The following is a 25,655-nucleotide window of genomic DNA, read 5'->3' as shown; positions in this document are numbered from 1 at the left end:
ACATGTTTTTGTTTGAATTGGGCAGGTCTCCTGACTTGCGTCCTGCCTACTACCTTCCCGCTCTTAAATGCAGTGGTCTTGAAGTTGTGGCAAGCACCTATTATCATTGATTTTAAAAATCAATACAATCTAGGCGTAGCTTACAGTTGCGGGAACAGTTCCGGATTCTCACCGGATTCCCTTTTAATCATGCAAAGAAAACTCCCTGCATGAACCAAAATTCGGCACGAATGTAATCATTCTGTTTAATCTTTTTTTGTAAAAGTTAAATAATCTTACATTTGGGGCTATGTCCAAAAAACTGCTTTCAACGCTTCTTTTCATTACTCTGACCATCTTTTTTCTTTCCAATTGTGCAGAAAAAAAGAAGCCACTTCCTGTTGAACAAATCGAAACAAAAATTAAAATTGAACATGCTACAGGCTTCACTATAGAGCAAAATGGAAGTTTTACAGTGATTGAAGTTAAATCCGCCTGGCCCGGTTCAGAAACAAGTTTTAAGTACGCGTTGATTCCCAAAGAAAAACTGGCCACAATTACGCTTCCCAATGATGCATTTGATGCTATAGTTGCTATCCCCGTAGAAAGAATGGTAGTGACTTCGACAACCCATATTCCTTCTTTAGAGGAATTGGGAGTATTAGGTTCTGTTGTAGGGTTTCCCAATATGGACCTAATTTCATCGACCGTGGCTAGAAAACGAATTGATTCTGGATTGATCAAAGAATTAGGAACGAATGAAAACATCAATACTGAAATTGCCTTGGAATTGAACCCAGAAGTTGTTGTAGGCTTTGGAATAAATGGGGTTAATAGAGCATATGAAACACTAAAACAATCCAATATTCCTATTGTTTATAATGGTGATTGGACAGAGTCAACACCTTTGGGAAAAGCAGAATGGATTAAGTTCTTTGCTCCCTTCTTTCAAAAAGAAGCCGTTGCAGATAGCATTTTTAAAGGGATTCAAGAATCCTATAACAAAACCAAACTTTTAGCTAAAAAGGCGACACAAAAACCAACAGTTTTAACTGGTGGGCTATACAAAGATGTGTGGTACGTATCTGGTGGGGAAAGCTGGATGGGGCAATTTTTAAAAGATGCCAATGCCAAATTCCTTTGGGCAGATACTGAAGTAAAAGGAAGTATTGGATTAAGTTTAGAAGCTGTTTTAGAAAAAGGGCAACAGGCTGAATTTTGGTTTAACCCGTCTTTGCATACGTCATATACAGAATTGGAAGAGGTCAATGCACATTATAGACAATTTGACGCATTTTTAAATAAAAAAGTTTTCTCAAATGCTATAAACAAAGGAACTACGGGCGGACTTCTTTTTTATGAACTGGCCCCGCAACGTCCAGATTTGGTACTCAAAGATTTAATATCAATTCTGCACCCAGAACTTCTCCCTGATCATAAACCACGCTTTTATATGCCATTGAACTAAATGCAGCAAGCCAAATCATATCGCATTTCTTTTGTGCTGATTCTTTTAGCATTGTTTTGTGCATGGATACTAAATATCAGTTCTGGCTCTGTAACCATTCCTTTTGAAGCCATATTTTCTTCTCTATTTGGGGGAGAAGTTAAAATTGATTCATGGAATTACATTATCTGGAACTATCGCATTCCTAAAGCTTTTACCGCTATTTTGGTAGGAGGCGGACTCTCTATAAGTGGCTTATTGATGCAGACACTCTTTCGCAACCCTTTGGCAGGTCCTTTTGTTCTGGGCATTAGTTCCGGAGCAAGTCTAGGAGCAGCGCTACTTTTAATGGGTGCATCGTTCATTACCGGTCTTACTTCTTTTGTTTTTTTGAGTGATGTTTCATTGGCAATTGCGGCAAGTATGGGAAGTTTTCTTGTCCTTTTTGTAGTAACGTTAGTGGCAAATCGTATAAAAGATACCATGGCATTACTGATCATTGGTTTAATGTTTGGTAGTATTACAGCTGCCATTGTTAGTGTATTGGCATACTTTTCAACAGCAGAAAACTTGCAGCGCTTTATTTTTTGGTCTTATGGTAGTGTGGGTAATCTGTCATCACAACAAGTTATCCTTCTAGCCGCAATTGTTGGTACAGGAGTAATCCTGAGTATCCTTTCCATTAAAAAACTAAACGCATTTTTGTTAGGAGAAAACTATGCGCAAAGTTTGGGAGTTCCTCTAAAAAAATCAAGGTTGATCATTATCATTGCTACTGGCCTACTGGCAGGAGGTATTACTGCATTTGCAGGACCTATTGCTTTTGTAGGATTGGCAGTCCCCCACCTGACCAGACAAATATTTGATACCATGGAACACCGAGTTTTAATTCCATCGGTATTTCTTTATGGGGCTATTTTAATGTTATTGTGTGATACTATTGCCCAATTGCCAAATTCCGCCAATGTGCTGCCGATAAATGCAATAACTTCGCTTGTTGGAGCACCCGTGGTTATCTGGTTGTTGGTGCGAAAACGTAAAATGCTATTTTAATGTCCAACCCAAAAACCCATACCATATCAATTAATAACTTAGCAATTGGCTATACATCCAAAACCGTTGCCAAAAACATCAATTTTTCTTGTCATTCAGGTGAATTATGTGCCATTATTGGTGTAAACGGAGTAGGGAAATCAACACTGCTACGTACCCTTGGAAACCTTCAACCAGAATTATCAGGATCTATTACAATTAAAGGTGAAAATCTAGCAGATTACTCATCCCCAAAATTGGCTCAAGAACTCAGCGTAGTATTAACGGAGCAACCATCATCCAAAAATCTTACAGTTGAAGAGTTAATCGCACTGGGAAGACAACCCTATACCAATTGGATTGGCACATTATCCCCATCTGATAAAACTCTTATTCAAGATAGTTTAGCTGCATTTTTATTGAATGACCTAAGGCACAATAAATGTCATGAACTCAGTGATGGCCAACTACAACGCGTATTGATTGCAAGAGCCATGGCACAAGATACTCCTCTCATTTTATTGGACGAGCCCACTACCCACCTAGACCTGTACCATAAAGTGCAAATTCTAAAATTGCTGCAACAACTAGCGCACAATGAGCAAAAGACCATTCTCTTTACCACTCATGAAATTGATTTGGCCATTCAGTTGTGTGACAAAATTTTGATATTGGATTGTGCGGAAAACCCCTTTGGAGAACCATGCGAGTTAATTGAACAAAAACATTTTGAACACCTATTCCCTTCTGAAATGGTCGTGTTTGATGCTAAAACAGGTTCCTTTAAGGTGAATAAATAAGCTTTTAGCATTCAAAATTGTCTTCATGAGCCTATCAAAGGAAACATCGGAATCCTTTATCTTTATCCAAGGAAATTAATTCTATGAGTAGCACATTGATTTATCTAATTGTTGGGATACTGGCCATAGCCATTGGCTTGTTTTTGGGTATGTATATTCAAAAACTAAAAACAAAGTCCAATGAAAGTGTTTGGAACGAGCGGGAACAGCAATTGAAAGGCTCTATCAAAGCTTTAAATGATAAGTTGCTATCTGGTGACGAAGAAAAAAAACAGCTTCAATCTGAAAAAGAGCTACAGAGCAACCAAATTGTGCGCTACCAGGCTGATTTAGAAAACCTTCAGCGGATCAACACAGAACAAAAAGAAGAAGTAGAAAAATTGCAAGAGAAATTCACCAAAGAATTTGAAAATTTGGCCAACAAAATTCTTGATGAAAAAAGTTCAAAGTTCACTGAACAGAACCAAAAGAACATCAAACAGATTTTAAACCCACTCCAGGAAAAAATACAATTGTTTGAGAAAAAGGTTGAGGCCACCCAAAAAGAAAATATCAGCATTCATTCAGCTTTAAAAGAACAATTGCTCAATCTTCAAAACCAGAATCTTAAAATCACCCAAGAGGCTGAAAACTTGACGAAAGCCTTAAAAGGTGATAGCAAAATGCAAGGAAACTGGGGCGAACTGGTCTTGGAGCGTGTTTTGGAAAAATCTGGTCTGGAAAAGGATAGGGAGTACAGCGTACAACAAAGCTTCACCCTTGAAGATGGAAGCCGTGTTTTACCAGATGTCATCATCCATCTTCCCGATGGTAAAAAAATGGTAGTGGATTCCAAAGTTTCATTGACTGATTATGAACGCTATACCAACGCAGAAGACGAATTGAAAAAAAGGCATTTAAAGGATCATATTAATTCCCTTAGAAAACACGTAGAACAACTTTCTGCCAAAAAGTACGAGGATTTATATGAGATGGAAAGTCCAGATTTTGTTTTGCTTTTTGTTCCCATAGAACCTGCATTTGCGGTTGCAATAAACCATGACAACTCGTTGTACAACAAGGCGTTTGAGCAAAACATCGTGATAGTTACTCCATCTACCCTATTGGCCACGCTGCGAACCATAGATACGATGTGGAACAATGAAAAACAACAAAAAAATGCCATTGAAATTGCTCGACAAGCGGGAGCGCTTTATGATAAATTCGAGGGGTTTGTCACCGATTTGACCAAGGTTGGCAAAAAAATGGACGAGGCCAAAATCGAATATCGTGGAGCAATGAACAAATTGGTTGAAGGTAGGGGTAACATTGTGACCAGTATTGAAAAACTTAAAAAAATGGGGGCAAAAGCAAAAAAGTCCATTCCAGAACCTATTTTAAAACGTGCCGAGGAAGATGATTATGAAGAACCAAAACTTGAGCTGTAACCAATGAGAAAAATTCTGTTTATTGGCATTTCTGTTATTCTACTAGGGATTTCCGCCTATTTTGCTTTTATCTACTATGTTCCTTTTAGCGAAGGCTATCGTTCTGGTGAATTGATAAAATTCAGTAGAAAAGGAGTATTGGTAAAAACTTGGGAAGGGCAGATAAGTCAAGGGGTATCAGGAACGAACATTTTTTCCTTTTCGGTTGAGGATAGCCAAGAAGAAGTCATTGAACAAATGAAGGAATACCAAGGACAATATGTAAAAGTGACTTATAAGGAAAGGTATTCCACTTTTTTCTGGCTGGGCGATACCAAATACTTTATTACTGAAATACAACCTGAAACATCTCCACATTTTAAGAACTAAAATGAAAAAGTTCAAAACCGCAAAAGAATCCAACGTTTCCATAACAGAACTTATGCTTCCTTCCCATTCCAATTTTGGAGGTAAAGTGCATGGAGGGCATATTTTAAACTTAATGGATCAAATTGCCTTCGCTTGTGCCTCAAAACATTCACAGGCCTATTGCGTTACGGCATCTGTAAATCGAGTGGATTTTTTAAATCCAATTGAAGTTGGTGAGTTGGTCACTTTAAAGGCCTCTATTAATTATACAGGAAGAACGTCAATGGTTGTAGGGGTTCGCGTAGAGTCGGAAAACATTACTACAGGCAATACCAAGCATTGTAATTCCTCCTATTTTACTATGGTAGCCAAGGACAATGCTGGAAAAAACATTATTATTCCAGGTTTAATTTTGGAAAATGAACATGGTATTCGGCGTTTTGCACGAAGTTTAGAGCGAAAAGCTTCAGCCAGTTCGCGAGATAGCAAGTATGAATCGACAAATTTTAAAGTGAATGAATACTTGGAGTTTCTTGATGGACAGAATGTAAAACTGGATTTGGACTAATGCTGTCCAGAAGCAGCATCTTCATCCATAAACCAAACTAAATTTCCGGAGTTTGGATTGACCAAGGATGCAGGATATGCTTCAGACCCTTCTGTTTTTTTAATAATTGCATTTGTTTTTTCCGCTTTCCCGGCTCCAGTAACCAGAAAGGCCACCTCCTTTGCGGCATTTATTACCTTGCCATTAATGGATACTCTTTTTTGTCCCGAATCTGGATGCGTTGCAACCACACAATGGTCTTCGGAATTCCACAATTCAATTTCATGTGGGAAAATAGAGGCCGTATGGCCATCATCCCCCATTCCCAAAATAACCAAATCAAATTGTGGGATGGCATTAACCTTATCCAAATTTATTTCTAGCAAATTGGAATAGCGCATGGCCTCCGAGACTGGATCATTTTCACCTAAAACACGATGAATGTTTTGTTCAGGTACATCTATTTTGGAAAAGAGATGATCCACAGTCATTTTATAATTGCTTTCATTATCTGTTGGAGGCACGCAGCGTTCATCTCCCCAATAAAAATGGATTCTGTCCCATTCAATTTTAGAGGAGAATTCTTCAGCCAGTACATCAAACACAATTTTGGGGGTGCTCCCACCAGAAAGTGCAACATGAAACTCTGACTTTCCTTCAACCATCTTGGCAAAATATGCCGAAAACTGTTGAGCTACTTCGTTTTTATCTTTATATACTTTTATTTCCATATTAAAATAGTAATCACATAGAGATTAACAGATTACACAATAGCCAGGGTCATCCGCTAAATTTGAACTCGGATTTCGCCAAAAACCTAAATCATCTATCAGTTCATCCGCATTTTCGGGGCCCCATACACCAGCTGCATAACCATACATTCTAACATCCTTTCCGTTCTTCCAGTAGTTTAAAATAGGGTCAACAAACTCCCATGCTGCTTCTACTTCATCCGCCCTAGCATACAATGTGGCATCACCTTGCATAGCATCCAGTAAGAGTCGCTCGTAGGCTTCCATTACATAGGTCTGCGCCAAACTGGAATAGTAGAAGTCCAAATTGGCCCGTTCTACTTTAAATCCTTGCCCTGGCACCTTTACTCCAAACTTAATCAGAACTCCTTCATCTGGCTGAATTCGGATAATCAACTTGTTATCCTTGTTATTTACACCAGAATCCTTGAAAATTTGATGGTGCGGTGATTTAAAATGAATGATCACCTCAGTTACCTTGGTGGGCATCCGTTTTGCAGTTCTCACGTAAAAAGGAACACCTTCCCATCGCCAGTTATCCACAAAAAATTTGATGGCGGCATATGTCTCAGTCGTAGAATTTGGGTCAACCCCATCCTCTTCTCTATAGCCTTTTACCTTTTCCCCATTAATCTCTGAAGCTACGTATTGTGCACGAATTGTATTGTCAAAAAAGGTTTTCTCATCCTTCATGATTCTAAGGGACTTCAGCGCCTTCACTTTTTCGTTTCTAATTTCCTCCGGTTGGTCTCCAATAGGTGGCTCCATTACCACCAAAGAAACTATTTGCATTAAATGGTTTTGGAACATATCGCGCAGCGCACCCGATTTATCATAATAGCCTCCTCTTTTTTCAACACCTACACTCTCTGCGTTGGTAATCTCAACATGATGAATATAATTTCTATTCCAAAGTGGCTCAAAAATACTGTTAGAGAATCTTGTTACCAGAAGGTTTTGTACGGTTTCCTTGCCCAAATAATGATCAATTCTATAGATCTGTGGTTCTTTAAAATATTGCTGAAGGCCAGTGTTCAACTTTTTGGCGGTCTCCAAGCTATATCCAAAAGGCTTTTCCACGATAACCCTTTTCCACCCCTCCTCTTGACTGTTAAGCCCTACATCTGCCAAATTCTTGGCAATTGGCTCATACAAACTTGGCGGAGTGGACAAATAGAACATATAATTGTTATCCGTACCGTTTGCAACATTCAGAGTGCTTATACGTTTTGCCAAACTGGTATATTCGGCGGTATAATCACTGCCCAAATCTTCGTAGAAAAGCCTGTCTGCAAATCCTTTTATATAGTTTTCCTTAAGGTGCTCAATCTTTGCCTTTAGGTATGGACTTTGGTAAACTACCTTATTACGAAACTGTTCATCCGTAAGGTTACTTCTACTTGCGCCCAAAACCACAAAGTTTTTGGGCAGTTGTTTGGCCACATATAAATTAAACAAAGCTGGGATGAGTTTTCTTGCAGTTAAATCTCCAGAAGCTCCAAAAATTACGAGCATTTGGTTGTTGGTCTTTTTCATAAATTCTTAGTGTGCTTGTATGAATGGCTCAAAAAACCCACATTTAAAGTGCTTTTTCTTAAAAAACAATTTAACCTGTCCATTTAATTTTGAGCATAACGAATATAACGTTTATTTTAGGTTCGGAATTCAACAAATAGCTTACTTAGCGTTGACTTAACAAAAGAAAGGAAAAACAAAGAACATGGTAAACACATATGATTTTGGTCTCGTAGGCCTTGGGGTAATGGGACGTAATTTTATTCTTAATGTTGCAGATAATGGTTTTACCGCCTTTGGTAATGATTTAGATGAAGAAAAAGTAAATGCGCTTATTGAAGAAGGAGGAAATGAGGAAAAAGTAAATGCCACTTCGAGTGTTGCCACTTTTGCACAGGGGCTCAGTACACCCAGAAAAATAATGCTGCTCGTTCCGGCGGGCAAAGTAGTTGATATTGTTATTGACAATCTACTTCCGCATTTAGACAAGGGAGACATTATTATTGATGGTGGAAATTCCTTTTTTACAGATACAGACAGAAGAGAAGCCTACTTGCAAGAGAAAGGTATTAACTTCTTTGGTGCCGGGGTCTCTGGTGGCGCAAAAGGTGCCCGAAAAGGCCCAAGTATTATGCCAGGAGGTTCCAGAGATGCCTACCAGCATGTAAAACCCATTTTTGAAGCGGTTTCTGCTAAATATAAAGGTGAACCCTGTGTTGCATATCTAGGCCCAAAATCTGCAGGGAACTACGTAAAGATGGTTCATAATGGTATTGAATATGGATTAATGCAATTGACATCAGAGATTTATGACCTTTTAAAAAAAGCCGGGGATTTAACCAATGAAGAATTGCACCGGACCTACGCATCATGGAATGCAGGGCGATTGCAATCGTTTCTAGTTGAAATTACTTCGGAAATCTTTGAGCAAAAAGACGATTTGGGTGATGGGCATTTAGTTGATAAGATACTGGATAAGGCAAAACAAAAAGGCACAGGAAAATGGACCTCACAAAATGCAATGGATTTAGGTATTCCCGTCCCTACCATCGATGTTGCGGTAAGCATGCGTGAAATTTCCGCGCTGAAAGAAGAAAGAGTAAAAGCAGATGAGCTTTATGGGCGACCTATACCGGAATCTGTAGTCAAGAAAACTTTGGTGAACAAGGCGGAAAGTGCGCTCTACTTTGCCTTTATCATCACCTATGCACAAGGTATGCATCAATTGGCAGATGCTTCAAAGGAATATGGATATGAACTGGAACTGGGTGAAATTGCCAAAATCTGGCGAGCAGGTTGTATTATCCGCGCTGCGCTTTTAGCGGACATTACGCAAGCGTTTAAAGCTGATGCTGGATTACAAAACTTGCTCCTCTCCCCTTCTTTTTTGGATAAAGTACAAGAAACTGTAGGTGCCACACGTGAGTTAGTGGCTTATGGCGCAACAAACGGTATCCCGTTACCTGGACTCTCCAATGCCCTTACCTATTTTGACGCTTACACCAGTAGCAGACTGCCTTTAAACTTGATACAAGCGCAACGCGATTACTTTGGTTCTCATACCTATGAACGATTGGACAAAGAAGGAATTTTTCATACGGAATGGGAGGATTGAGTTGAGATAATTTTTAATACAAGTTAATACATGGAAAACAACCTGTGTCCTGAATGTAAAAATGACAACAATGAACCTAGAGATGTTTGCATGTATTGTCAGTTCCCATTTAAAGGAAGTGAAAAAGAAAAAGCAGTCCATATTGGTGCTTTTATAAGTAAACAGGGAATCATTACGGATTCATCTGATTCTATAATAAAAAGTAAAAAAATACTTTTTGCAGTCTCCGCAGTGAACATCGTTTTTTTAATTGTAAGCTTTTTTCTTGGAAATAAGTTGAACCTCGATTTGGCCCTCACATTTTTAATAACCTTGATAATTTTTTTGTGTGGACTTTTTATTGAGAAAAACCCGCTCCTATTAACCATAGTCCCTTTGTTCCTAATAGTTGGGATAATGATATTGAATACTATGCTTGATCCTTCATCATTTTTTAATGGATTGGTTATCAACCTAATTATAATAGGGTCTTTAGTCTATAGTGTGATTCTCATTCAAAGTGCAAAAGCATTCAAAAAAAAATATAGGACCGGTTAGTTAACTCCTCCAATTATGAATTTCTACCATATTGATTACATGAAAAATGTCAAAACAACTATTTCACCACATTAATAAGTACGTAGCAATAACTGAAGAAGAGTTTCAAACCATGTTTCCTTTTTTTGAGCTCCGTACATTAAAGAAAAAGGAGCTTCTTGTTGAAGCTGGCTCTGTTTGTAACCAAAACCATTTTGTGTTGGACGGCTGCCTGCATATGTTTTTTATAAATGACAAAGGCACAGAGCGTACGATACAATTTGCTATTGAAAACTGGTGGATGACGGATGATTTGGCCTACCATAATCAAACCGTAACGGATTTTTCCATTCAGGCGGTTGAAAACACGCGACTCCTTGCCATTACTCATGACAAACAAGAGCAATTATTAAAGGAATTTCCGCAGCTTGAAAAATATTTTCGTACCATCTATCAAATCTCTTACGGCGCTGCATTGGTTAAAATGAAGTATTTATTCGGCCTTACAAAAGAAGAAATCTATTTTCATTTTACAACACAGTTCCCACAATTTGCCCAGCGCGTCCCCCAATATCTAATTGCCTCATTTTTAGGTCTTACTCCCGAATATGTAAGTGAAATAAGAGCCAAGAAGCGTTCTTAAACGGGTTTAAGTTTTTTGAGGATCGATACACATAGTTTTGTATCAGAAATCAAAAACATAGTACAAATGAGTGAAAGAATTCAAATCGACGCAACGGAACCTTTAGCCTACAAAGCCATTTTTGGTTTAGAGGATTATATGAATCAAAGTGGATTGAGCAAAATGCATTATGAGCTTATTAAAATTAGAGCTTCGCAGCTAAATGGGTGTGCTTTCTGCATAAATATGCATACAAAAGAAGCCTTAAAAAATGGCGAAAGCCAACAACGTCTTTTCTTATTGGATGCTTGGCGAGATGTTGATGTGTTTACAGAAGAAGAAAAAGTTATTCTCCAAGTTACAGAAGAGGTCACAATGATCCATAAAAATGGCCTGACCGATGAAACATATCAAAAAGCCATTGAAAAGTTTGATGAGCACTACTTTTCACAAATAATAATGGCCATTAGTGTCATAAATGTTTGGAACCGAGTTGCAATAAGCACCCATAAACCGCTTTGGGATTAAATGGTAAATGTGAAGCTGAAACGGTTTGGAAAAAATCCAGACCGTTCTTTAACCGTATCTCAGTATTTTTAAAAATAAAACGTCTAGCAATACGCCAAAGCTCCAGCACAAAAAAATGAACAGACTCACAAGAATTACGGCCATATTGGTTAAACTGCAGTCCAAACGCGTAATCACCGCAAAGGAAATAGCTGCTAGTTTTGATATTAGTTTGCGTACCGTTTACCGAGATATAAAAACACTACAAGAGTCAGGAGTGCCAATTGGATCTGAGGCAGGTATTGGGTATTTTATTGTGGATGGTTATAACTTACCCCCTGTCACAATTACAGAGGAAGAAGCAAATGCACTGGTCACAGCTGAGAGGTTTGTCCATCAAAATGCAGAAAGTTCTATTATAAAAAATTATGCCTCGGTTTTGACCAAAATAAAGTCAGTTTTAAAAAATGGACAAAAAGAAAAGGTGGAGTTACTGGAAAGTAGGATAATCCATCATCATAAAAATGGGGGATCGCCCACTAGCAAGTTTCTATCAGAAATCCAGAAAACAATAACCTCTTTTGGTTTACTGGATATCACCTATCATACCATATACAATGATAAGGTAACCAAACGTAATGTAGAGCCGTTGGGGCTTTACTTCAATGACGATTCTTGGATTTTGATTGCCTTTTGCCGCCATAGGGAAGAGATTCGTAACTTTCGATTAGATAGAATTCTAGAATTGAAAACGCTACCCTCCACTTCTGAAAAAGCTAAGTCGTTCAGTCTACAAGAATACTTTAATTCGCAATTGGAAAATTATTCTTGATACTACTGACATAGGGTTGACACCCATCTACTTTATCTTTATTTCGTAAGTAAAAAATCACAACCATCAAAAGATGAATAGAAACAGACCGCTGTTGGAATGGGCTCCTTTTACCATCAAAAAAGGAATTACCGAGGATGATCTAATGAAAGCTTCAGAAGCGCTACAAAAGGATTTTCTCCAAAATCAAAAAGGTTTTGTAAAAAGAGACTTACTCGAAAAATTTGATAGAAACTATATAGATTTAGTGTACTGGGAAACCATTGAAGACGCAAAAAATGCTTTAGAAAATGCGGAAAAGAACCCAGCCTGCCTTGCGTATTTTAAACTTATGGAAGAAGTAGATCAATCACAGCCAGAACAAGGCGTTTCTCATTTTGAAATACTTCGGAGCTATTAAGGCCAGTAATCAAATCTCCTGAAAAAGTGAAAAAGGAAAAGGCACTTGTAAATGAAGAATACCTACTTCAAAAATTTCCAGGTAAAGGAGGATGGACCTACGCGGCCATTCCAGAGGTTCTCCAAAGTAAAAACACTCCATTTGGATGGGTAAAGGTCAAAGGCTCCATAGACGACCATCCACTAAAACAATACAAGCTTATGCCAATGGGAAATGGGCAGCTCTTTCTTCCCGTTAAGGCTGCAATTAGAAAAAAAATAAACAAAAGAGAAGGTGATTATATAAAGGTGATACTCTACGCTGACAATTCTTCTTTTGAAATTCCAGATGAAATTCTAGCATGCTTTAAAAATGAACCCAAGCAGGTTCTAACAACTTTTAATTCCTTAACCGAAGGCAAACAAAAAACGTATATAGATTGGATATATGCTGCCAAATCTGATGAAACCAAAGCAGCCCGTATTCTGAAGATGATGGATCGGTTGACAAAAGGTTTAGGCTTATACGACCAGGAGGTTGAGGTTCCGTAACTTCGGTAAAGCACTTTTTTAATTACATTTTACCGCCTTTCAAGCACAGCTCAAATGGCTTTTTAAAAAACATTTGTGTAATCAATTGGTTACACTTATATTTGTAACCAATTAGTTACATATTAGTATGAGACGAGATGTTTTTCAAGCAATAGCAGATCCAGTACGCAGAGAAATTATACAGATATTATCCAAGGAAGCGCTAACAGTAAACACTGTTGCCGAAAAATTTGATGTAAGCAGGCCAGCCATATCAAAGCATTTAAAAATATTGGAAGAATGTGGCATTGTAACTTTTGATCAGCAAGGGCGAGAACGGTATTGCATGATTCAGCCCAAAAAACTTATTCCCGCTTTTTTATGGATAGATCAGTATAGAGATCTATGGGAAGAAAAGCTAGATTCTTTTGAAAATTATCTAATCCAATTACAGAATAAAAAACAAAAATGATGAGTAAAGTAAACAATCCCAAAAACAGAACCTTGACCTTAGAAAGAACTTTTGAAGCTCCCATTGCATTGGTATGGGAGGCATGGACGCAACCAGAGCATGTTGCACAATGGTGGGGTCCAAAAGGGATGGAAACCAAAGTACTGGAACATGACTTTAAAGTTGGCGGAAACTGGAAATATGTTATGCGAATGCCAGACGGTAACGAATTTATTGCAGACGGAGTGTATTCGGAAATAGTCATGCACAAAAAAATAATATCCACTGCAAACTTTAAACCTATGACTGAGGGAGTGGAAATACAAGCAATCTTTAAAGCAGATGGTGATAAAACCCATTTTACCTTTAATTGTGTGCATGAAACCGAAGAATACTGCAAACAACAAGAGCAAATGGGCTTCTACAATGGTTGGGGGTCAGTTTTTGAAAGGCTTCATGAATTTTTACAGAACAGTTAAAATACAAGCCCCTGCCATAGGGGCTTTTTTAATGGAACATTTCATATCTTTTGGTGTTTTTGTGAAAGGCTTTTAAAAATTCAAATAAACCCGATTACAACATTGCGTAGCAATAATCGTTTTCATAATCAACAACCAACTTCCAACATGAAAAAACTCTTCGCCATTCTGCTTCTAACCATTTTAGGTTTTTCCTTGACCTCCTGTATAGATTTCAAAGTAAAAGAGAAAGAAGGCACTTCTGATATCGCAAATTTCAATCAGGTAGAAATAAACGATGAATATCAAGTAAGCCTTCCAAAGTATATGCGAAAAACATCAGATCTTAATGATGATGCCTCTTTGCAATATCAGAATGTTTTTAAAGAAACGTATGTTATAGTCATTGATGAATCCAAAGACGAATTTGTTGAAATTTTTAAAGATTTGGACGAGTATAATGACAACTACTCCATCGCGGAGAACTACCGGGATGTTCAATTGCAACTATTTGCTGAAAGCATGAACATAGAAAAAGAAACCACTCCCGTAAGTTTGGACATCAACGGTCTGGATGCCCAAATGGTGGAAATTGATGGTAAAGTTGAAGGTATTGAGGATAAAATCTGCTATTTCCTCTCTTTTATTGAAGGCGATAAAAAGGTTTATATGGTCATGGCATGGACCATGGTAAGTAGAAAAAATACCTACAGAGCCGACTTTGAAAACATAACCAAGTCCTTTGCGCTGATCAACTAAGTACACTTCAAAATCATTAACTTTTTAAAAAAATATTTGGTAGAATAGAATTTTTGAATACATTTGTAGTGTTCTAGTTATCTAATACACTATAAATGTTAACCGTCAGACAATTAAGTTTTAACTACCCCAACAGCCGTCCGGTCCTCAAATCCATTGACTTGGATTTTGAAACAGGTAATATTTATGGGTTATTTGGTAAGAATGGCGAAGGCAAAAGCACCCTGATGAAGATTATGACGGGATTGCTCTTCCCTAAATCAGGCACTTCCACTCTGCATGGAGACAACGTGAAAAAACGCAATGCAGAATCTTTACAACACGTGTTTTTTGTCCCCGAGGATTTTGAATTGCCCAGTTTGTCCATCGCTACTTTTGAAAAGGTACAATCACCTTTTTATCCGAAGTTTTCCAAGGAAAAGTTCTACGAACTCATAGAAGAGTTTAAACTTTACCCCACCAACATAATTTCAAAACTGTCTTTTGGACAGAAGAAAAAAGTGCTTATGGCATTTGGATTATCTACCAACACCAAAGTACTCCTATTGGATGAGCCAACCAATGGTTTGGATATTCCATCCAAAAGTCAGTTTAGAAAAGTTATGGCTTCCGCTGTTGATGAGGGGAAATGTATCGTTATTTCCACCCATCAAGTGAGAGATTTGCATAGCCTAATCAATCACGTAGTTATTTTGGACAATGCCAGTGTGATTTTTGACCAACCTTTGGAAACCGTTTCAGAAGGTCTTTGGTTTGGAAAAGCCTCCAATCCCGATGAGTCTTCCATTCTTTATTCTGAATCCTCTTTTGGAGGCAAAACTATTTTGGCAAGAAATGATATGGAAGAAACCGAAGTAGACCTTGAGCTCTTATTCAATGGCGTGTTGAGCCAACCGAACAAAATAAATGCAATTCTAAAAGATTTCCATCATGGCCCAAGAGTTTAGTTTGCCAAGAATTGGCCAGTTTATAAGACGTGATTTAACCATTCATAAAGGAACTTTTGTAACAGGCCTTTTGGTCTCTGCCGTGCTACTCTTTTTATTTTGCACACTAAACATGGTTTGGGATAAAAAGTTGGCATTGGAAGAGTTCTTTGGCATTTTTGGGGTTTTCTATATCCCCATGGGAGTTTTGTTCACTTTCTCGCTTTTTAAAGAGTTCAACGATACCAAATCAAATCATTTATACCTGTCTCTTCCTATATCAATACCGGAAAGGCTTGCTGCCAAATGGTTTACATTAACAGTAATTTATACTGCCGTGTTTTCATTGTTGGCAATACTCGTTGGCATGTTGGCCATTACCGTGGGCACCGTAATTTTTAGCGCGGACTTTAATGTACTATCAATCTTTACCGAACACTATTGGAATGTGATAAAAGTATATTTTGTTATTCAACCTATATTTTTGGTTGGGGCCATCACTTTTACAAAAAACAGAATTGGGAAGACCGTATTATCCTTGGGTTTACTTGCCCTAGTTTTCTTATTGTTCAATTTTATCCTTTTTGCAATATTTAATCACAGTTATGGAGTTTTTTCAGGTAATGCCATAGGTTCTGATGCAATTGATAATGTTGGTGAAGATTTTTCTATGATGGGCAAATGGTTTTACGGCTTAATATTCGGACCCATAATGCTTGTCGTAGCCTATTTTAAAATGATTGAAAAGGAGGTGTAAATATGGATTTTGATAATGGCAAACCTATTTACCTGCAGATCGTGGACTTTTTTTACGAAAACATTCTGATGAAACGCTGGATGGAAGATGAACGAATTCCATCTGTACGGGAGGTTGCAATGATGGTAGAAGTAAATCCAAACACCGCCATACGTGCCTTCAATCATTTGCAAGATCTAGAAGTGATTTACAACAAACGAGGGATTGGATACTTTGTATCTGAGGATGGATACACAAAAGTATTGGACATTAAAAGAAGGGAATTCATGGAACAAATGCTACCTGATGTTTTCAAAAAAATGACCCTTTTGAATATTTCCATGGATGATTTGAAAAACACATACAACCAACAAGAAAATGAAAAAAAGTAATCTTATTCTATTGAGCGCATTGGGTGCTTTGCTCTTTTTTTCTTTGGCGTTCCAACTGTCTGTTCACAGCTATGTTAGAAAAGCAGACGCCAACAAAGTTCCAACAAAAATAATTGTTGAAAATAGGGAAGTATCTAGTTTTAATGGTATTTCAGTTAATAGTAGAATTAAAGTCTTATTCAAGCAAACAGATGTTCCTAGCCTAACCGTTGAAGCGCCAGATCATCTTATCGATTCTATAAGCACTTCTGTCTTAAATGAAAAATTGGTTATTGAAATTATCAAAAAAATGAATAGAAAAGACAGCATTACCATTCGTGTTAACAATCCAGAACTCGTTTTATTAAAGTTGGGGTCAGAGGCGCATTTTAAAACCGTGGGTAAGATATCTGGAGAGGAATTAAACCTAATGTTCACAGATGAAAGCTCAGCAGATATGGAGCTATCTTATGATTTTTTGAAACATGAGAACACATCAACCGGTATAGTAAACATTAAAGGAAAAATCAATCATGTTGAATTTAGCAATAAAAACGAAGAAGAATAAAACAGTTGAATAATCAATAAACGAACAATCATCATCAATCAAAAAACGAACAATCATGAAATCAACCACAAAAGAAAAATCGCGGAAAAAACTTTCCAAGTTTCGATTGCTGCTCATGAGAGGGCTGTATTTACTCACATTTATTGGACTTGCGTTTCAAGCATGGGAGTATATACTTTTTCCAGGTGAACCTATCGATTACATCACAGGTATTGCCTTTAGTTTTTGGGCCTCCTATGCCACCTTGATGGGCATAGGGATCCGTTATCCAGTAAAAATGCTACCCTTAATTTTTCTGCAATTGGCATACAAGGCCACTTGGGCCCTTGGCATTTATTTACCAATGAAAAAAGCATCTTTGGTAACACCAGAAGCAGAGTCTTTCTTCTGGATTTGTGTGACCGCGGTCGTCTTGGACATTATCGTTATTCCTTGGAAATACGTCTTTAACAATTATATAGTCCCCTTTTTTAAATTTAGAACAGTTTCCGTTTAAGGGAGTTTTTAGTCATCAATCATCATCAAAAATCAAACAGTCATGAAACAACAAAAAAGCATCTATGCAGGTGCCTCAATACCAAGAATTAGCTCCAAACCAGTCTTTCCCTTACTAGTAGGTCTTCTAACCCTTGCCATAGTTATACTCTCAAGCATTTACAATAAGAGAAAAAGAGATACAGCATTTGCATATCAAGAAACAAGAAGGGCTTTAAATCTTTTGACATCAAATATGACTAAAGGAGTTGAAAAGATGGCTTATTTAAAAGAATTTGAAGTTGCAAAACAGAAAATTTACAGCTACTAATAAAAGAAAAACAATTAAAAAACGAACAATCATGAAATCAAATCAAAAAACAGGCAGAACTGTTGGCTTTTTATTGCTGTTAATAATGGCCTTAGGAATTCCATCTGTAGTGCTAAGAGGATTATCCACTTCAATGGTAACATCCCCGGATTTTTTAAATGAAATTTTTCAAAATTCTTTTCAAATGAGAATTGCGGTTCTCTTGGATATACTTACCAGTGCGCTTTGGCTGCTTATTGCCTTATTGCTCTTTCCAATCATAAAAAAGTACAAAAACAGTTTTGCCCTATGGTTTTTTGGCATCTGGCTCGTACAATTTGCAGTTATTATATTCAGTAATATCAGTCACTTGAGTCTGTTGTCTTTAAGTAAGGAGTTTGTTATAGCTGAAGGAGCGGATACCGGATATTTTTCCACTCTGGGACTCTTACTCATAGAAGAGTATTTTTGGGCACATTTTATGAGTTTGATGCTCTTTGCTACTGCAGCTTTTTCCCTCTACTACTTTCTGTTCCAAACTAAACTTGTTCCCCGGTTTTTGTCTGTCTGGGGCATGGTAGCAATCTCTTTGGTATTCTTGGCAAGCTGGCTTAACATTTTTGAGGTAAACACCAGCTTTTACTTCTATTCCCAAAACGGAATATTTATGGTCGTCTTTATGGGGTGGCTAATAGCAAAAGGTTTTAATCCAAACGAAGCTATACCCAAAGAGGGATAGCCAACTTTTCATCAATCACAAAAAAACAATCATGATTACAAAAACGAATAGAATCGGGACCGTTGGACCAGAAAGAACATGGCCCTCTAGAATGTTGAACTTTTCAGCACAGCTTTGGTTTATCGTAACAGTTCTGGGCATGTGGATTTTTGCCTTCTATGTTGCTTCCTTTTATGGAGGTGCCGCCATTGATGGAGACTTTATGAAATGGAACCGAGTCTTACCACATGGCTATGTTCAAGGACAAACTATGGGAAATTTGGCGGTTGCCATTCACTTACTGTTGGCTGTCATTGTAATGGTGGGCGGGCCAATACAGTTTGTTCCACAGCTTAGAAAATATGCCCCTGCCCTCCATAGATTAAACGGTCGCTTTTACATTACCGCAGCTTTTATTATAAGTTTGAGCGGTGTTTACATGGTAATTTCCAAAGGAACCATTAGCGGTCTAGTTGGTGATATTAGCGTAAGCATCAATGGGATCTTGATAATGCTTTTTGCATATCTAGCGATACACAATGCCATTAAAAGAAATATAAAAGCACACCAACGTTGGGCACTTAGATTATTTCTTGTTATGGCAGGAGTTTGGTTCTTTAGAATAGGATTAATGTTTTGGCTATTTATAAATAAAGGCCCTGTTGGTTTTGATCCAGAAACATTTAGAGGTCCTTTTCTTGTTTTTTTAGGATTTGGTCAGTATTTAATTCCTATTGCCATTCTTGAACTTTATTTTCTTGCTAAAAAAAAGAATACCAACACAACCCAAGTTCTAATGTCGCTGGGATTGCTCTTATTTACTGGTATTACGGCAGTAGGTATTTTTGCAGCTACCATGGGCATGTGGTTGCCTAGGATTGGTTGAAGCTAATGTTTAACTTACCATATAGAAAATTCGATGCATTTTATCTATTATTTTACACTTTACCACGCTAAACCAATATCTTATTAAAATGGTTTCCTACTTTTGCTCTTAGCGAGTTTAAGAGATTAGAAACCTATGAAAAAGTTTAGTTTATCCAAAAAAGTTAGCTTACTAGCAATCATTATGATTTCCTTTATGGCATGTAGTCCTGAGGATGGCACTGATGGGACCAATGGCACAAATGGAACCAACGGAACAAATGGAACAGATGGAACGGATGGCCTAAACAGTTTAATTACGACACTTATAGAACAACCTGGAGGCAACTGCACCAATGGAGGGTTTAAAATAGAGGTCGGTATTGATTTAAATGATAACGGAGTATTAGAAGTTTCTGAAGTGGATTCATCTGAATTTCTTTGTAATGCAGATGCCACCGGACTTTCCTATTTATCGTATGTGTCTTTACTAAATCAAACCGGCACAAATGATCCTCAAAGTTCCGTGCTGGAAAATACACTTGAGTTAAATATTGTCTGGACAAGGGAATCTCAAGGAAAATATGTTGGTGCATTGGATAGCACAATTGATATTGGAAAAACAGTAATCTTTTATACAACTCCTACTACCCATACAGGGGTAAGAGGTGAAATTGTAGGAAATAATCAAGTACGAATAGAATTACAAAATGGCATTAATGCCTTTGCAGATGATTTTACCAATTTATCATTTGAGCTAAGAGAATACGAATAACAGTACTTTCTATTTGGGCTTAATTACATATGTTCTTCAATTATTAGATTTAATAGATAACCTTTTGGCATTTAGGTAATGAAAAAAACATTTTTATTTAACATCTCCGTTTTCTTTCTCTTTAGCATTTTCACTTTTGGGCAAAATTCCTTTCCTGCATCCGGCAATGTAGGCATTGGGACCTTGACTCCTGAGTACAATTTAGAAGTTGTTGGTTCTATTAATGCTACCGAACTTCTTCTTAACGGAACAACATTACAGAATTCTCCATGGAATACTTCTGGGAACAACACATTTTATAATATAGGAAACGTTGGGATAGGGACAAACAATCCAAACTTCAATCTTGACATAGCAGGGTCTCTTAACGCTACCAGTATCTTTTTGAACGGATCGGCCATTGAAGGTCCGGTATGGAGTTTAAACGGAAATAATTCGTTTTATAACACTGGAAATGTTGGAATAGGAACAAACACCCCGAATTTTACTTTGGATGTGGATGGATCTCTCAATGCAACCAGTATCTTTTTAAACGGATCGGCCATTGAAGGTCCGGTATGGAGTTTAAACGGAAACGATTCGTTTTATAACACTGGAAATGTTGGAATAGGAACAAACACCCCGAATTTTACTTTGGATGTGGATGGATCCCTCAACGCTACTAGCATCTTTTTAAATGGATCTGCGGTCCAAAGTTCTCAATGGGTCACTACGGGAAATGATGTTTCTTATAGTTCCGGAAATGTGGGTATAGGCATAACAACCGTTCCCACAGGATATTCCTTAGCTGTAGTTGGAAGTATCATTTCTGAAGGAATTACAGTAAAATTACAGAGTGATGGATGGCCAGATTTTGTGTTTGAAAAAGACTTTCTGTTGCCAAGCCTACGGAGTATTGAAAAATATATTCAAAGAAATGGTCACCTTCCCAATATACCAAGCGCAATAGAAATTGGCAGGAACGGGATTAATTTGGGGGAAATGGATGCTCAATTACTTCAAAAAATAGAAGAACTAACCCTTTATACTATTCAGCAACAAAAGGAAATTGATGACCTTAAAAATGCTAATCAAGCTCTAATTGAACAAAATGAGCTAGTTAAAACTCTTACCAAGCGGATAGAAAAGATGGAGGAATCCTTAAAAAATTAAGTGTTTAAAACTCAAAAGTGCTTTGATCAGGAGTCGTTTATATCAATTGAAAGCATGAGATTTTGAGTGTTTCCAACTGCACCAATTCCTTGTTCTTCAAAATAAAAGAGCCATTCAAAATTTAATTGAATAAGCTTGGTTTTTGACAATCTGTATACTTTACTGACCTCTATTTCGTTATTTATCAGAAAATCAACAGATTATGAACAAGAAGCACTATTTTAAGTATCTGCTTTTGACACTCTTAGTTTTTGCCTGTTCTACAGATAATATAGAACCTCTATTATCCAATGAAGAATCTTCAGAAGAAGAAAGTGAAAACAATCCAAATCCTGAAGACACTAATAATGACTTTACAACTGACAGCTTTGACGGAACCGGAGATTTAGTTGATTACATTACTAACAATTCAACAGCTTTGCCGTTAGTGAATAGGACAAATGGAAGATATAGGGCTGAGCTAACCGATAACACAGATAACGTAACACTCCATTTCAATGATGAGCAAGGAAGGTTGGATGCGAAATTACTGAATTTTCCTTTTGAATTTATTGCCAGAAATATTGGCATTGGCACTTTGAATGATTCTCAAATTGCACCAAACCCTTTGAATTCACTTTATATATTTTCTGGAGTACAAGTTCATGTGGAAACTCTTGATTCCTTCAATTCTGCACATGTAGTTGTTGGTCATAGAGGTAACACCTATTTTACTATTGAAGGTAAAAATACAGTTGATGGCAACTCCTCTGTCAATGATATTGGTGCCAATACTGTTCCAGATGGTAGGGCTGACATCAGAATAGTAGGTAATCAAGACCAAACTATCGCAGTATATTGGCAAAACCCAAACCTAAACTATGAAACAGAGATGGATAGCTGGCAGCTATACAACGAAACAGGAAATCTTCCAGGTATTGCACCCACTTTTGAAAGCAATGTATATGTAGGACTCATAACCTATGCATTTGGCACAAATGGAATCCCATTTGTTGGCACTTGTGATGCGATTCAAATTATTAACTGACCACTACTTTTATTTACTTAAATACATTTTTCTTCGGGAATATAAGTTATAGAATTCATCGTCTTTTAGACTATCTATAAATAGGATGCTTTCCCCTGTACTTTTCATTTCTGGACCAAGGTTCTTATTGACGTTTGGAAACTTGTTAAAAGAAAAAACAGGTTGTTTTATGGCATATCCATCCAAATGTGGTTTAAAGTCAAAATCTTTAATTTTCTTCTCGCCCAGCATCACTTTGGTTGCAAAATTTACGTAAGGCTCTCCATACGCTTTTGCAATGAATGGTACCGTACGAGAAGCCCTTGGGTTTGCTTCAATTATGTAAACCATATCATCTTTAATGGCAAATTGAATGTTGATTAGACCAACAGTATTCAATTCTAAAGCAATTTTATGCGTATGGTCTTTAATTTGTTGCATTACAAACTCTCCTAGATTGAATGGTGGTAATGTGGCATTTGAGTCACCAGAGTGTATTCCACACGGCTCAATATGTTCCATTATACCAATGATGTAGACTTCTTCCCCATCACATATTGCATCTGCCTCTGCCTCAATAGCTCCATCTAAATAATGATCTAGCAGTAATTTATTGTTTGGGATTTTTCCCAATAAGTCAATAACATGGGCTTCCAACTCCTCTTTATTGATGACAATCTTCATCCCTTGTCCTCCCAATACATAAGAGGGTCTTACCAAAAGAGGGAAATTTAGTTCATCTGCAAGTTCCAAGGCTTCATCAGCAGTTTCTGCAACACCAAATCTTGGATACGGAATGTTGTTGTCCTTTAAAAGGGTGGAGAAACTTCCTCTATCTTCTGCCAAATCCAAAGATTTAAACGTGGTTCCTATAATATTGATGCCGTATTTATCTAGTTTCTCTGCAAGCTTCAATGCGGTCTGTCCTCCTAATTGAACAATTACACCTTCGGGTTTTTCATGACGGATAATGTCATAAATATGTTCCCAAAATACAGGTTCAAAATAAAGTTTATCCGCTGTGTCAAAATCGGTTGACACCGTTTCGGGGTTACAGTTGATCATGATAGTCTCATAACCGCATTCCGCAGCGGCCAAAACCCCATGAACACAACAATAGTCAAACTCTATACCCTGACCTATTCTATTGGGTCCAGAACCCAACACCACAATTTTCTTCTTATCGGTTACTTCGCTGTCATTGGCAACATACCTTGTACCATCTGCGGTTTCTATTTCTTCCTCAAAAGTGGAGTAATAATAGGGTGTCATGGCCTTAAACTCTGCAGCGCAGGTGTCCACCAATTTATACACTCTGTTAATGCCAAGGTTGGTACGTTTGCTATGCACTTCGCTCTCATAACAATCCAACATGTGGGCTATCTGCCTATCAGCAAAGCCTTTCTGCTTGGCCTCCAATAAAAGAGTCTTTGGTAAACTCTCTACTGTGTATTTTGAAATTTCCTGTTCAAGAAAGTGTAGTTCTTCATATTGCTTTAAGAACCACATATCTATTTTCGTAATGTCGTGGATTCTTTTAAGCGAAATCCCTAGTTGAATGGCATCATAAATAACGAATACTCTATCCCAACTTGGAACTTTCAATTTATGAATTATTTTGTCGTAATCCGTATAACCTTTGCCATCGGCTCCAAGACCATTGCGTTTTATTTCTAACGACTGCGTTGCCTTGTGCAGGGCTTCTTGAAAGGAACGACCGATACCCATTACCTCTCCCACTGATTTCATCTGAAGCCCTAAGGTCCTGTCTGACCCTTCGAATTTGTCAAAGTTCCATCTTGGGATCTTTACAATAACGTAATCCAAAGTAGGTTCAAACAAAGCAGATGTGGATTTGGTAATCTGGTTTTCCAACTCATCCAAAGAATAGCCAATAGCCAGCTTAGCCGCTATTTTTGCAATGGGGTATCCTGTTGCTTTTGAAGCTAAAGCTGATGATCTAGATACCCTAGGATTGATCTCAATGGCTATAATATCCTCTTTTTCATCTGGACTTACGGCAAATTGTACATTACATCCCCCGGCAAAATCACCAATACTGCGCATCATATGTATCGCCATATCCCGCATACGCTGATAAGTACGATCTGAAAGTGTCATAGCCGGAGCTACGGTAATGGAATCCCCTGTGTGAATTCCCATTGGATCCATATTTTCTATGGCACATATGATAACCACATTATCATTTTTATCTCGAAGCAATTCTAGTTCATATTCTTTCCAACCCATCAAAGCCTTGTCAATCATTACTTCATGGATAGGTGAAACCTCCAGTCCATGACTTAACAAGTCATCAAAATCCTCTGGATCATAAACAATGGACGCCCCTGCCCCACCAAGTGTAAACGAAGCTCTTATCACCAATGGGAACCCAAACTCCTGTGCAATTTCTTTCCCTTTTAAAAATGATGTTGCCGTTGCCTGCGGTGCCATGCCAATGCCAATTTTGAGCATGAGCTCTCTAAACTTCTCCCTATCCTCAGTAATATTGATCGCATCAATATCAACCCCAATAATTTCAACACCAAAGTCTTCCCAAATACCTTTTTCATCAGCCTCAATACAAAGGTTCAGGGCCGTTTGCCCTCCCATTGTTGGTAACACTGCATCGATATTGGGGTGTTTTTTTAAAATCTCAATAATCGATTTTGTTGTTAATGGTTTTAGATATATATGGTCCGCCATTACTGGGTCGGTCATAATAGTAGCTGGATTGCTATTGATCAAAATGGTTTCAATCCCGTCTTCGCGAAGCGAACGAAGGGCTTGGGAACCAGAATAATCAAACTCACATGCCTGGCCAATGATGATGGGGCCAGAACCAATAATCAAAATGGATTTAAGATCTTCTCTTTTTGGCATTCTATATAGGGTTACTCGTTTACAAATTTTTCAAAATTAGGTCAAAAAAAAGGTGCTAAACTTGAAAAAGTAGCACCTTTATTAAAAAGTTATTTACAGTCATTATTTTTTATGACGTGGTTCTGATGAGACAGTTAGTTTTTTTCTTCCTTTTGCTCTCCTTCTCGCAAGAACTTTTCTACCATTGGCAGTCGCCATGCGCTCTCTAAAACCATGTTTGTTTCTTCTCTTTCTTTTTGACGGCTGATACGTTCTTTTCATTTCTTACGGATTATAAAAAAGCCAAAAGACTTTCTGAAATTCTGGGCGCAAATATACAAAGAGTTTTTACTTTGACAAGCACTAAAAGAAAATAT

Annotated in this window: 31 protein-coding genes and 1 riboswitch; of the genes, 27 read left to right on the top strand and 4 right to left on the bottom strand. The window is 37.6% G+C overall.

Annotation, left to right across the window (positions count from 1 at the left end; genetic code table 11):
- Positions 1-3 precede the first annotated feature (3 nt).
- A riboswitch (cobalamin riboswitch) is annotated at positions 4-234 on the bottom strand.
- Positions 235-289: 55 nt separating this feature from the next.
- The 6 genes from DKG77_RS09875 (at position 290) to DKG77_RS09850 (ending at position 5,601) form a co-directional block, all read left to right on the top strand.
- The gene (locus DKG77_RS09875; protein ID WP_109662593.1) at positions 290-1,447 is read left to right on the top strand and encodes an ABC transporter substrate-binding protein; all 1,158 of its coding nucleotides are present in this window, start codon (positions 290-292) and stop codon (positions 1,445-1,447) included.
- The gene (locus DKG77_RS09870; protein WP_109662592.1) at positions 1,448-2,479 is read left to right on the top strand and encodes a FecCD family ABC transporter permease; all 1,032 of its coding nucleotides are present in this window, start codon (positions 1,448-1,450) and stop codon (positions 2,477-2,479) included.
- A complete protein-coding gene (locus DKG77_RS09865) occupies positions 2,479-3,258 on the top strand; it encodes an ABC transporter ATP-binding protein (protein ID WP_109662590.1) in 780 nt (259 codons plus the stop codon). Before DKG77_RS09870 ends, DKG77_RS09865 begins: the two co-directional genes overlap by 1 nt.
- A gap of 83 nt (positions 3,259-3,341) precedes the next feature.
- Entirely contained in the window at positions 3,342-4,685 is a 1,344-nt protein-coding gene (locus DKG77_RS09860; protein ID WP_109662589.1) for a DNA recombination protein RmuC, read from the top strand.
- A gap of 3 nt (positions 4,686-4,688) precedes the next feature.
- On the top strand, positions 4,689-5,054 hold the full coding sequence (locus DKG77_RS09855; RefSeq protein ID WP_109662587.1) for a 6-phosphogluconate dehydrogenase: 366 nt from the start codon (positions 4,689-4,691) through the stop codon (positions 5,052-5,054).
- 1 nt (position 5,055) lies between these two features.
- Positions 5,056-5,601: an acyl-CoA thioesterase gene (locus DKG77_RS09850; protein ID WP_109662586.1), complete on the top strand. Its 546-nt coding sequence runs from the start codon at positions 5,056-5,058 to the stop codon at positions 5,599-5,601.
- On the opposite strand, the gene pgl is transcribed toward DKG77_RS09850, so the two are convergent.
- Entirely contained in the window at positions 5,598-6,311 is a 714-nt protein-coding gene (gene pgl, locus DKG77_RS09845; protein WP_109662584.1) for a 6-phosphogluconolactonase, read from the bottom strand. The two genes, DKG77_RS09850 and pgl, sit on opposite strands and share 4 nt — an antisense overlap.
- Before the next feature lie 24 nt (positions 6,312-6,335).
- Complete coding sequence (zwf, locus tag DKG77_RS09840) at positions 6,336-7,868, bottom strand: glucose-6-phosphate dehydrogenase (protein WP_109662583.1); 1,533 nt, start codon at positions 7,866-7,868, stop codon at positions 6,336-6,338.
- Positions 7,869-8,052: 184 nt separating this feature from the next.
- On the opposite strand from zwf, the gene gndA reads away from it, so the two are divergent.
- The 21 genes from gndA to DKG77_RS09735 all read left to right on the top strand — a co-directional run bounded on the left by gndA (position 8,053) and on the right by DKG77_RS09735 (position 22,437).
- Entirely contained in the window at positions 8,053-9,462 is a 1,410-nt protein-coding gene (gene gndA / locus DKG77_RS09835; protein ID WP_109662582.1) for an NADP-dependent phosphogluconate dehydrogenase, read from the top strand.
- A 30-nt stretch (positions 9,463-9,492) separates the two neighbouring features.
- A complete protein-coding gene (locus DKG77_RS09830; protein WP_109662581.1) occupies positions 9,493-9,999 on the top strand; it encodes a hypothetical protein in 507 nt (168 codons plus the stop codon).
- 46 nt (positions 10,000-10,045) lie between these two features.
- Positions 10,046-10,621 (top strand): Crp/Fnr family transcriptional regulator, encoded by a 576-nt coding sequence (locus tag DKG77_RS09825; protein WP_109662579.1) that lies wholly within the window; start codon positions 10,046-10,048, stop codon positions 10,619-10,621.
- 66 nt (positions 10,622-10,687) lie between these two features.
- Positions 10,688-11,128 (top strand): carboxymuconolactone decarboxylase family protein, encoded by a 441-nt coding sequence (locus tag DKG77_RS09820; RefSeq protein WP_109662577.1) that lies wholly within the window; start codon positions 10,688-10,690, stop codon positions 11,126-11,128.
- A gap of 115 nt (positions 11,129-11,243) precedes the next feature.
- Positions 11,244-11,939 carry a helix-turn-helix transcriptional regulator gene (locus DKG77_RS09815; RefSeq protein ID WP_109662575.1) on the top strand — a complete coding sequence of 232 codons (696 nt, stop codon included), beginning with the start codon at positions 11,244-11,246 and terminating at the stop codon, positions 11,937-11,939.
- Between the two features lie 73 nt (positions 11,940-12,012).
- A complete protein-coding gene (locus DKG77_RS09810; protein WP_109662573.1) occupies positions 12,013-12,339 on the top strand; it encodes a hypothetical protein in 327 nt (108 codons plus the stop codon).
- Between the two features lie 26 nt (positions 12,340-12,365).
- Positions 12,366-12,869 (top strand): YdeI/OmpD-associated family protein, encoded by a 504-nt coding sequence (locus DKG77_RS09805; protein ID WP_109662572.1) that lies wholly within the window; start codon positions 12,366-12,368, stop codon positions 12,867-12,869.
- Positions 12,870-12,996: 127 nt separating this feature from the next.
- Positions 12,997-13,320: an ArsR/SmtB family transcription factor gene (locus DKG77_RS09800; RefSeq protein WP_109662570.1), complete on the top strand. Its 324-nt coding sequence runs from the start codon at positions 12,997-12,999 to the stop codon at positions 13,318-13,320.
- A complete protein-coding gene (locus DKG77_RS09795; RefSeq protein ID WP_243414904.1) occupies positions 13,317-13,778 on the top strand; it encodes an SRPBCC domain-containing protein in 462 nt (153 codons plus the stop codon). Before DKG77_RS09800 ends, DKG77_RS09795 begins: the two co-directional genes overlap by 4 nt.
- 147 nt (positions 13,779-13,925) lie before the next feature.
- On the top strand, positions 13,926-14,516 hold the full coding sequence (locus DKG77_RS09790; protein ID WP_109662566.1) for a hypothetical protein: 591 nt from the start codon (positions 13,926-13,928) through the stop codon (positions 14,514-14,516).
- A gap of 95 nt (positions 14,517-14,611) precedes the next feature.
- Positions 14,612-15,463 (top strand): ABC transporter ATP-binding protein, encoded by an 852-nt coding sequence (locus tag DKG77_RS09785; protein ID WP_109662565.1) that lies wholly within the window; start codon positions 14,612-14,614, stop codon positions 15,461-15,463.
- The gene (locus tag DKG77_RS09780) at positions 15,447-16,199 is read left to right on the top strand and encodes a hypothetical protein (protein WP_109662563.1); all 753 of its coding nucleotides are present in this window, start codon (positions 15,447-15,449) and stop codon (positions 16,197-16,199) included. The genes DKG77_RS09785 and DKG77_RS09780 overlap by 17 nt, the downstream gene beginning before the upstream one ends.
- A gap of 2 nt (positions 16,200-16,201) precedes the next feature.
- Positions 16,202-16,570 (top strand): GntR family transcriptional regulator, encoded by a 369-nt coding sequence (locus tag DKG77_RS09775; RefSeq protein WP_109662562.1) that lies wholly within the window; start codon positions 16,202-16,204, stop codon positions 16,568-16,570.
- Complete coding sequence (locus DKG77_RS09770) at positions 16,557-17,117, top strand: GIN domain-containing protein (protein WP_109662560.1); 561 nt, start codon at positions 16,557-16,559, stop codon at positions 17,115-17,117. The genes DKG77_RS09775 and DKG77_RS09770 overlap by 14 nt, the downstream gene beginning before the upstream one ends.
- A gap of 55 nt (positions 17,118-17,172) precedes the next feature.
- The gene (locus DKG77_RS09765; RefSeq protein ID WP_133248444.1) at positions 17,173-17,613 is read left to right on the top strand and encodes a hypothetical protein; all 441 of its coding nucleotides are present in this window, start codon (positions 17,173-17,175) and stop codon (positions 17,611-17,613) included.
- A gap of 42 nt (positions 17,614-17,655) precedes the next feature.
- Positions 17,656-17,922 (top strand): hypothetical protein, encoded by a 267-nt coding sequence (locus tag DKG77_RS09760; protein ID WP_109662557.1) that lies wholly within the window; start codon positions 17,656-17,658, stop codon positions 17,920-17,922.
- A gap of 31 nt (positions 17,923-17,953) precedes the next feature.
- Entirely contained in the window at positions 17,954-18,640 is a 687-nt protein-coding gene (locus tag DKG77_RS09755; RefSeq protein WP_133248443.1) for a DUF4386 domain-containing protein, read from the top strand.
- A gap of 31 nt (positions 18,641-18,671) precedes the next feature.
- Complete coding sequence (locus DKG77_RS09750; protein WP_109662554.1) at positions 18,672-19,505, top strand: DUF2306 domain-containing protein; 834 nt, start codon at positions 18,672-18,674, stop codon at positions 19,503-19,505.
- A gap of 135 nt (positions 19,506-19,640) precedes the next feature.
- Entirely contained in the window at positions 19,641-20,258 is a 618-nt protein-coding gene (locus tag DKG77_RS09745) for a DUF7151 family protein (RefSeq protein ID WP_109662553.1), read from the top strand.
- Positions 20,259-20,336: 78 nt separating this feature from the next.
- Positions 20,337-21,410, top strand: a complete 1,074-nt coding sequence (locus DKG77_RS09740; RefSeq protein WP_109662551.1) for a TMF family protein — start codon at positions 20,337-20,339, stop codon at positions 21,408-21,410.
- A gap of 202 nt (positions 21,411-21,612) precedes the next feature.
- On the top strand, positions 21,613-22,437 hold the full coding sequence (locus DKG77_RS09735; RefSeq protein ID WP_109662549.1) for a hypothetical protein: 825 nt from the start codon (positions 21,613-21,615) through the stop codon (positions 22,435-22,437).
- 9 nt (positions 22,438-22,446) lie between these two features.
- On the opposite strand, the gene carB is transcribed toward DKG77_RS09735, so the two are convergent.
- Both carB and rpmH read right to left on the bottom strand, forming a co-directional pair.
- On the bottom strand, positions 22,447-25,299 hold the full coding sequence (gene carB, locus DKG77_RS09730) for a carbamoyl-phosphate synthase large subunit (protein ID WP_109662548.1): 2,853 nt from the start codon (positions 25,297-25,299) through the stop codon (positions 22,447-22,449).
- A 102-nt stretch (positions 25,300-25,401) separates the two neighbouring features.
- Positions 25,402-25,560, bottom strand: a complete 159-nt coding sequence (rpmH, locus tag DKG77_RS09725) for a 50S ribosomal protein L34 (protein WP_082433296.1) — start codon at positions 25,558-25,560, stop codon at positions 25,402-25,404.
- Positions 25,561-25,655 lie beyond the last annotated feature (95 nt).

Source organism: Flagellimonas aquimarina, assembly GCF_003149745.1.
GTDB classification, from domain to species: domain Bacteria; phylum Bacteroidota; class Bacteroidia; order Flavobacteriales; family Flavobacteriaceae; genus Flagellimonas; species Flagellimonas aquimarina.
This window is presented reverse-complemented; position numbering and strand designations above follow the sequence as displayed.

Bases quoted from the DNA above. Each gene is read 5' to 3' on its own strand.
- DKG77_RS09795 (WP_243414904.1), top strand. From the start codon at position 13,317: ATGATGAGTAAAGTAAACAATCCCAAAAACAGAACCTTGACCTTAGAA.
- zwf (WP_109662583.1), bottom strand. From the start codon at position 7,868: ATGAAAAAGACCAACAACCAAATGCTCGTAATTTTTGGAGCTTCTGGA.
- DKG77_RS09735 (WP_109662549.1), top strand. From the start codon at position 21,613: ATGAACAAGAAGCACTATTTTAAGTATCTGCTTTTGACACTCTTAGTT.
- DKG77_RS09770 (WP_109662560.1), top strand. From the start codon at position 16,557: ATGAAAAAAAGTAATCTTATTCTATTGAGCGCATTGGGTGCTTTGCTC.
- rpmH (WP_082433296.1), bottom strand. From the start codon at position 25,560: ATGAAAAGAACGTATCAGCCGTCAAAAAGAAAGAGAAGAAACAAACAT.
- DKG77_RS09775 (WP_109662562.1), top strand. From the start codon at position 16,202: ATGGATTTTGATAATGGCAAACCTATTTACCTGCAGATCGTGGACTTT.
- DKG77_RS09780 (WP_109662563.1), top strand. From the start codon at position 15,447: ATGGCCCAAGAGTTTAGTTTGCCAAGAATTGGCCAGTTTATAAGACGT.
- DKG77_RS09825 (WP_109662579.1), top strand. From the start codon at position 10,046: ATGTCAAAACAACTATTTCACCACATTAATAAGTACGTAGCAATAACT.
- DKG77_RS09740 (WP_109662551.1), top strand. From the start codon at position 20,337: ATGAAAAAAACATTTTTATTTAACATCTCCGTTTTCTTTCTCTTTAGC.
- DKG77_RS09820 (WP_109662577.1), top strand. From the start codon at position 10,688: ATGAGTGAAAGAATTCAAATCGACGCAACGGAACCTTTAGCCTACAAA.
- DKG77_RS09785 (WP_109662565.1), top strand. From the start codon at position 14,612: ATGTTAACCGTCAGACAATTAAGTTTTAACTACCCCAACAGCCGTCCG.
- DKG77_RS09815 (WP_109662575.1), top strand. From the start codon at position 11,244: ATGAACAGACTCACAAGAATTACGGCCATATTGGTTAAACTGCAGTCC.
- DKG77_RS09830 (WP_109662581.1), top strand. From the start codon at position 9,493: ATGGAAAACAACCTGTGTCCTGAATGTAAAAATGACAACAATGAACCT.
- DKG77_RS09765 (WP_133248444.1), top strand. From the start codon at position 17,173: ATGAAATCAACCACAAAAGAAAAATCGCGGAAAAAACTTTCCAAGTTT.
- DKG77_RS09810 (WP_109662573.1), top strand. From the start codon at position 12,013: ATGAATAGAAACAGACCGCTGTTGGAATGGGCTCCTTTTACCATCAAA.
- pgl (WP_109662584.1), bottom strand. From the start codon at position 6,311: ATGGAAATAAAAGTATATAAAGATAAAAACGAAGTAGCTCAACAGTTT.
- DKG77_RS09750 (WP_109662554.1), top strand. From the start codon at position 18,672: ATGATTACAAAAACGAATAGAATCGGGACCGTTGGACCAGAAAGAACA.
- DKG77_RS09855 (WP_109662587.1), top strand. From the start codon at position 4,689: ATGAGAAAAATTCTGTTTATTGGCATTTCTGTTATTCTACTAGGGATT.
- gndA (WP_109662582.1), top strand. From the start codon at position 8,053: ATGGTAAACACATATGATTTTGGTCTCGTAGGCCTTGGGGTAATGGGA.
- DKG77_RS09870 (WP_109662592.1), top strand. From the start codon at position 1,448: ATGCAGCAAGCCAAATCATATCGCATTTCTTTTGTGCTGATTCTTTTA.
- DKG77_RS09800 (WP_109662570.1), top strand. From the start codon at position 12,997: ATGAGACGAGATGTTTTTCAAGCAATAGCAGATCCAGTACGCAGAGAA.
- DKG77_RS09745 (WP_109662553.1), top strand. From the start codon at position 19,641: ATGAAAAAGTTTAGTTTATCCAAAAAAGTTAGCTTACTAGCAATCATT.
- carB (WP_109662548.1), bottom strand. From the start codon at position 25,299: ATGCCAAAAAGAGAAGATCTTAAATCCATTTTGATTATTGGTTCTGGC.
- DKG77_RS09875 (WP_109662593.1), top strand. From the start codon at position 290: ATGTCCAAAAAACTGCTTTCAACGCTTCTTTTCATTACTCTGACCATC.
- DKG77_RS09865 (WP_109662590.1), top strand. From the start codon at position 2,479: ATGTCCAACCCAAAAACCCATACCATATCAATTAATAACTTAGCAATT.
- DKG77_RS09850 (WP_109662586.1), top strand. From the start codon at position 5,056: ATGAAAAAGTTCAAAACCGCAAAAGAATCCAACGTTTCCATAACAGAA.
- DKG77_RS09860 (WP_109662589.1), top strand. From the start codon at position 3,342: ATGAGTAGCACATTGATTTATCTAATTGTTGGGATACTGGCCATAGCC.
- DKG77_RS09755 (WP_133248443.1), top strand. From the start codon at position 17,954: ATGAAATCAAATCAAAAAACAGGCAGAACTGTTGGCTTTTTATTGCTG.
- DKG77_RS09760 (WP_109662557.1), top strand. From the start codon at position 17,656: ATGAAACAACAAAAAAGCATCTATGCAGGTGCCTCAATACCAAGAATT.
- DKG77_RS09790 (WP_109662566.1), top strand. From the start codon at position 13,926: ATGAAAAAACTCTTCGCCATTCTGCTTCTAACCATTTTAGGTTTTTCC.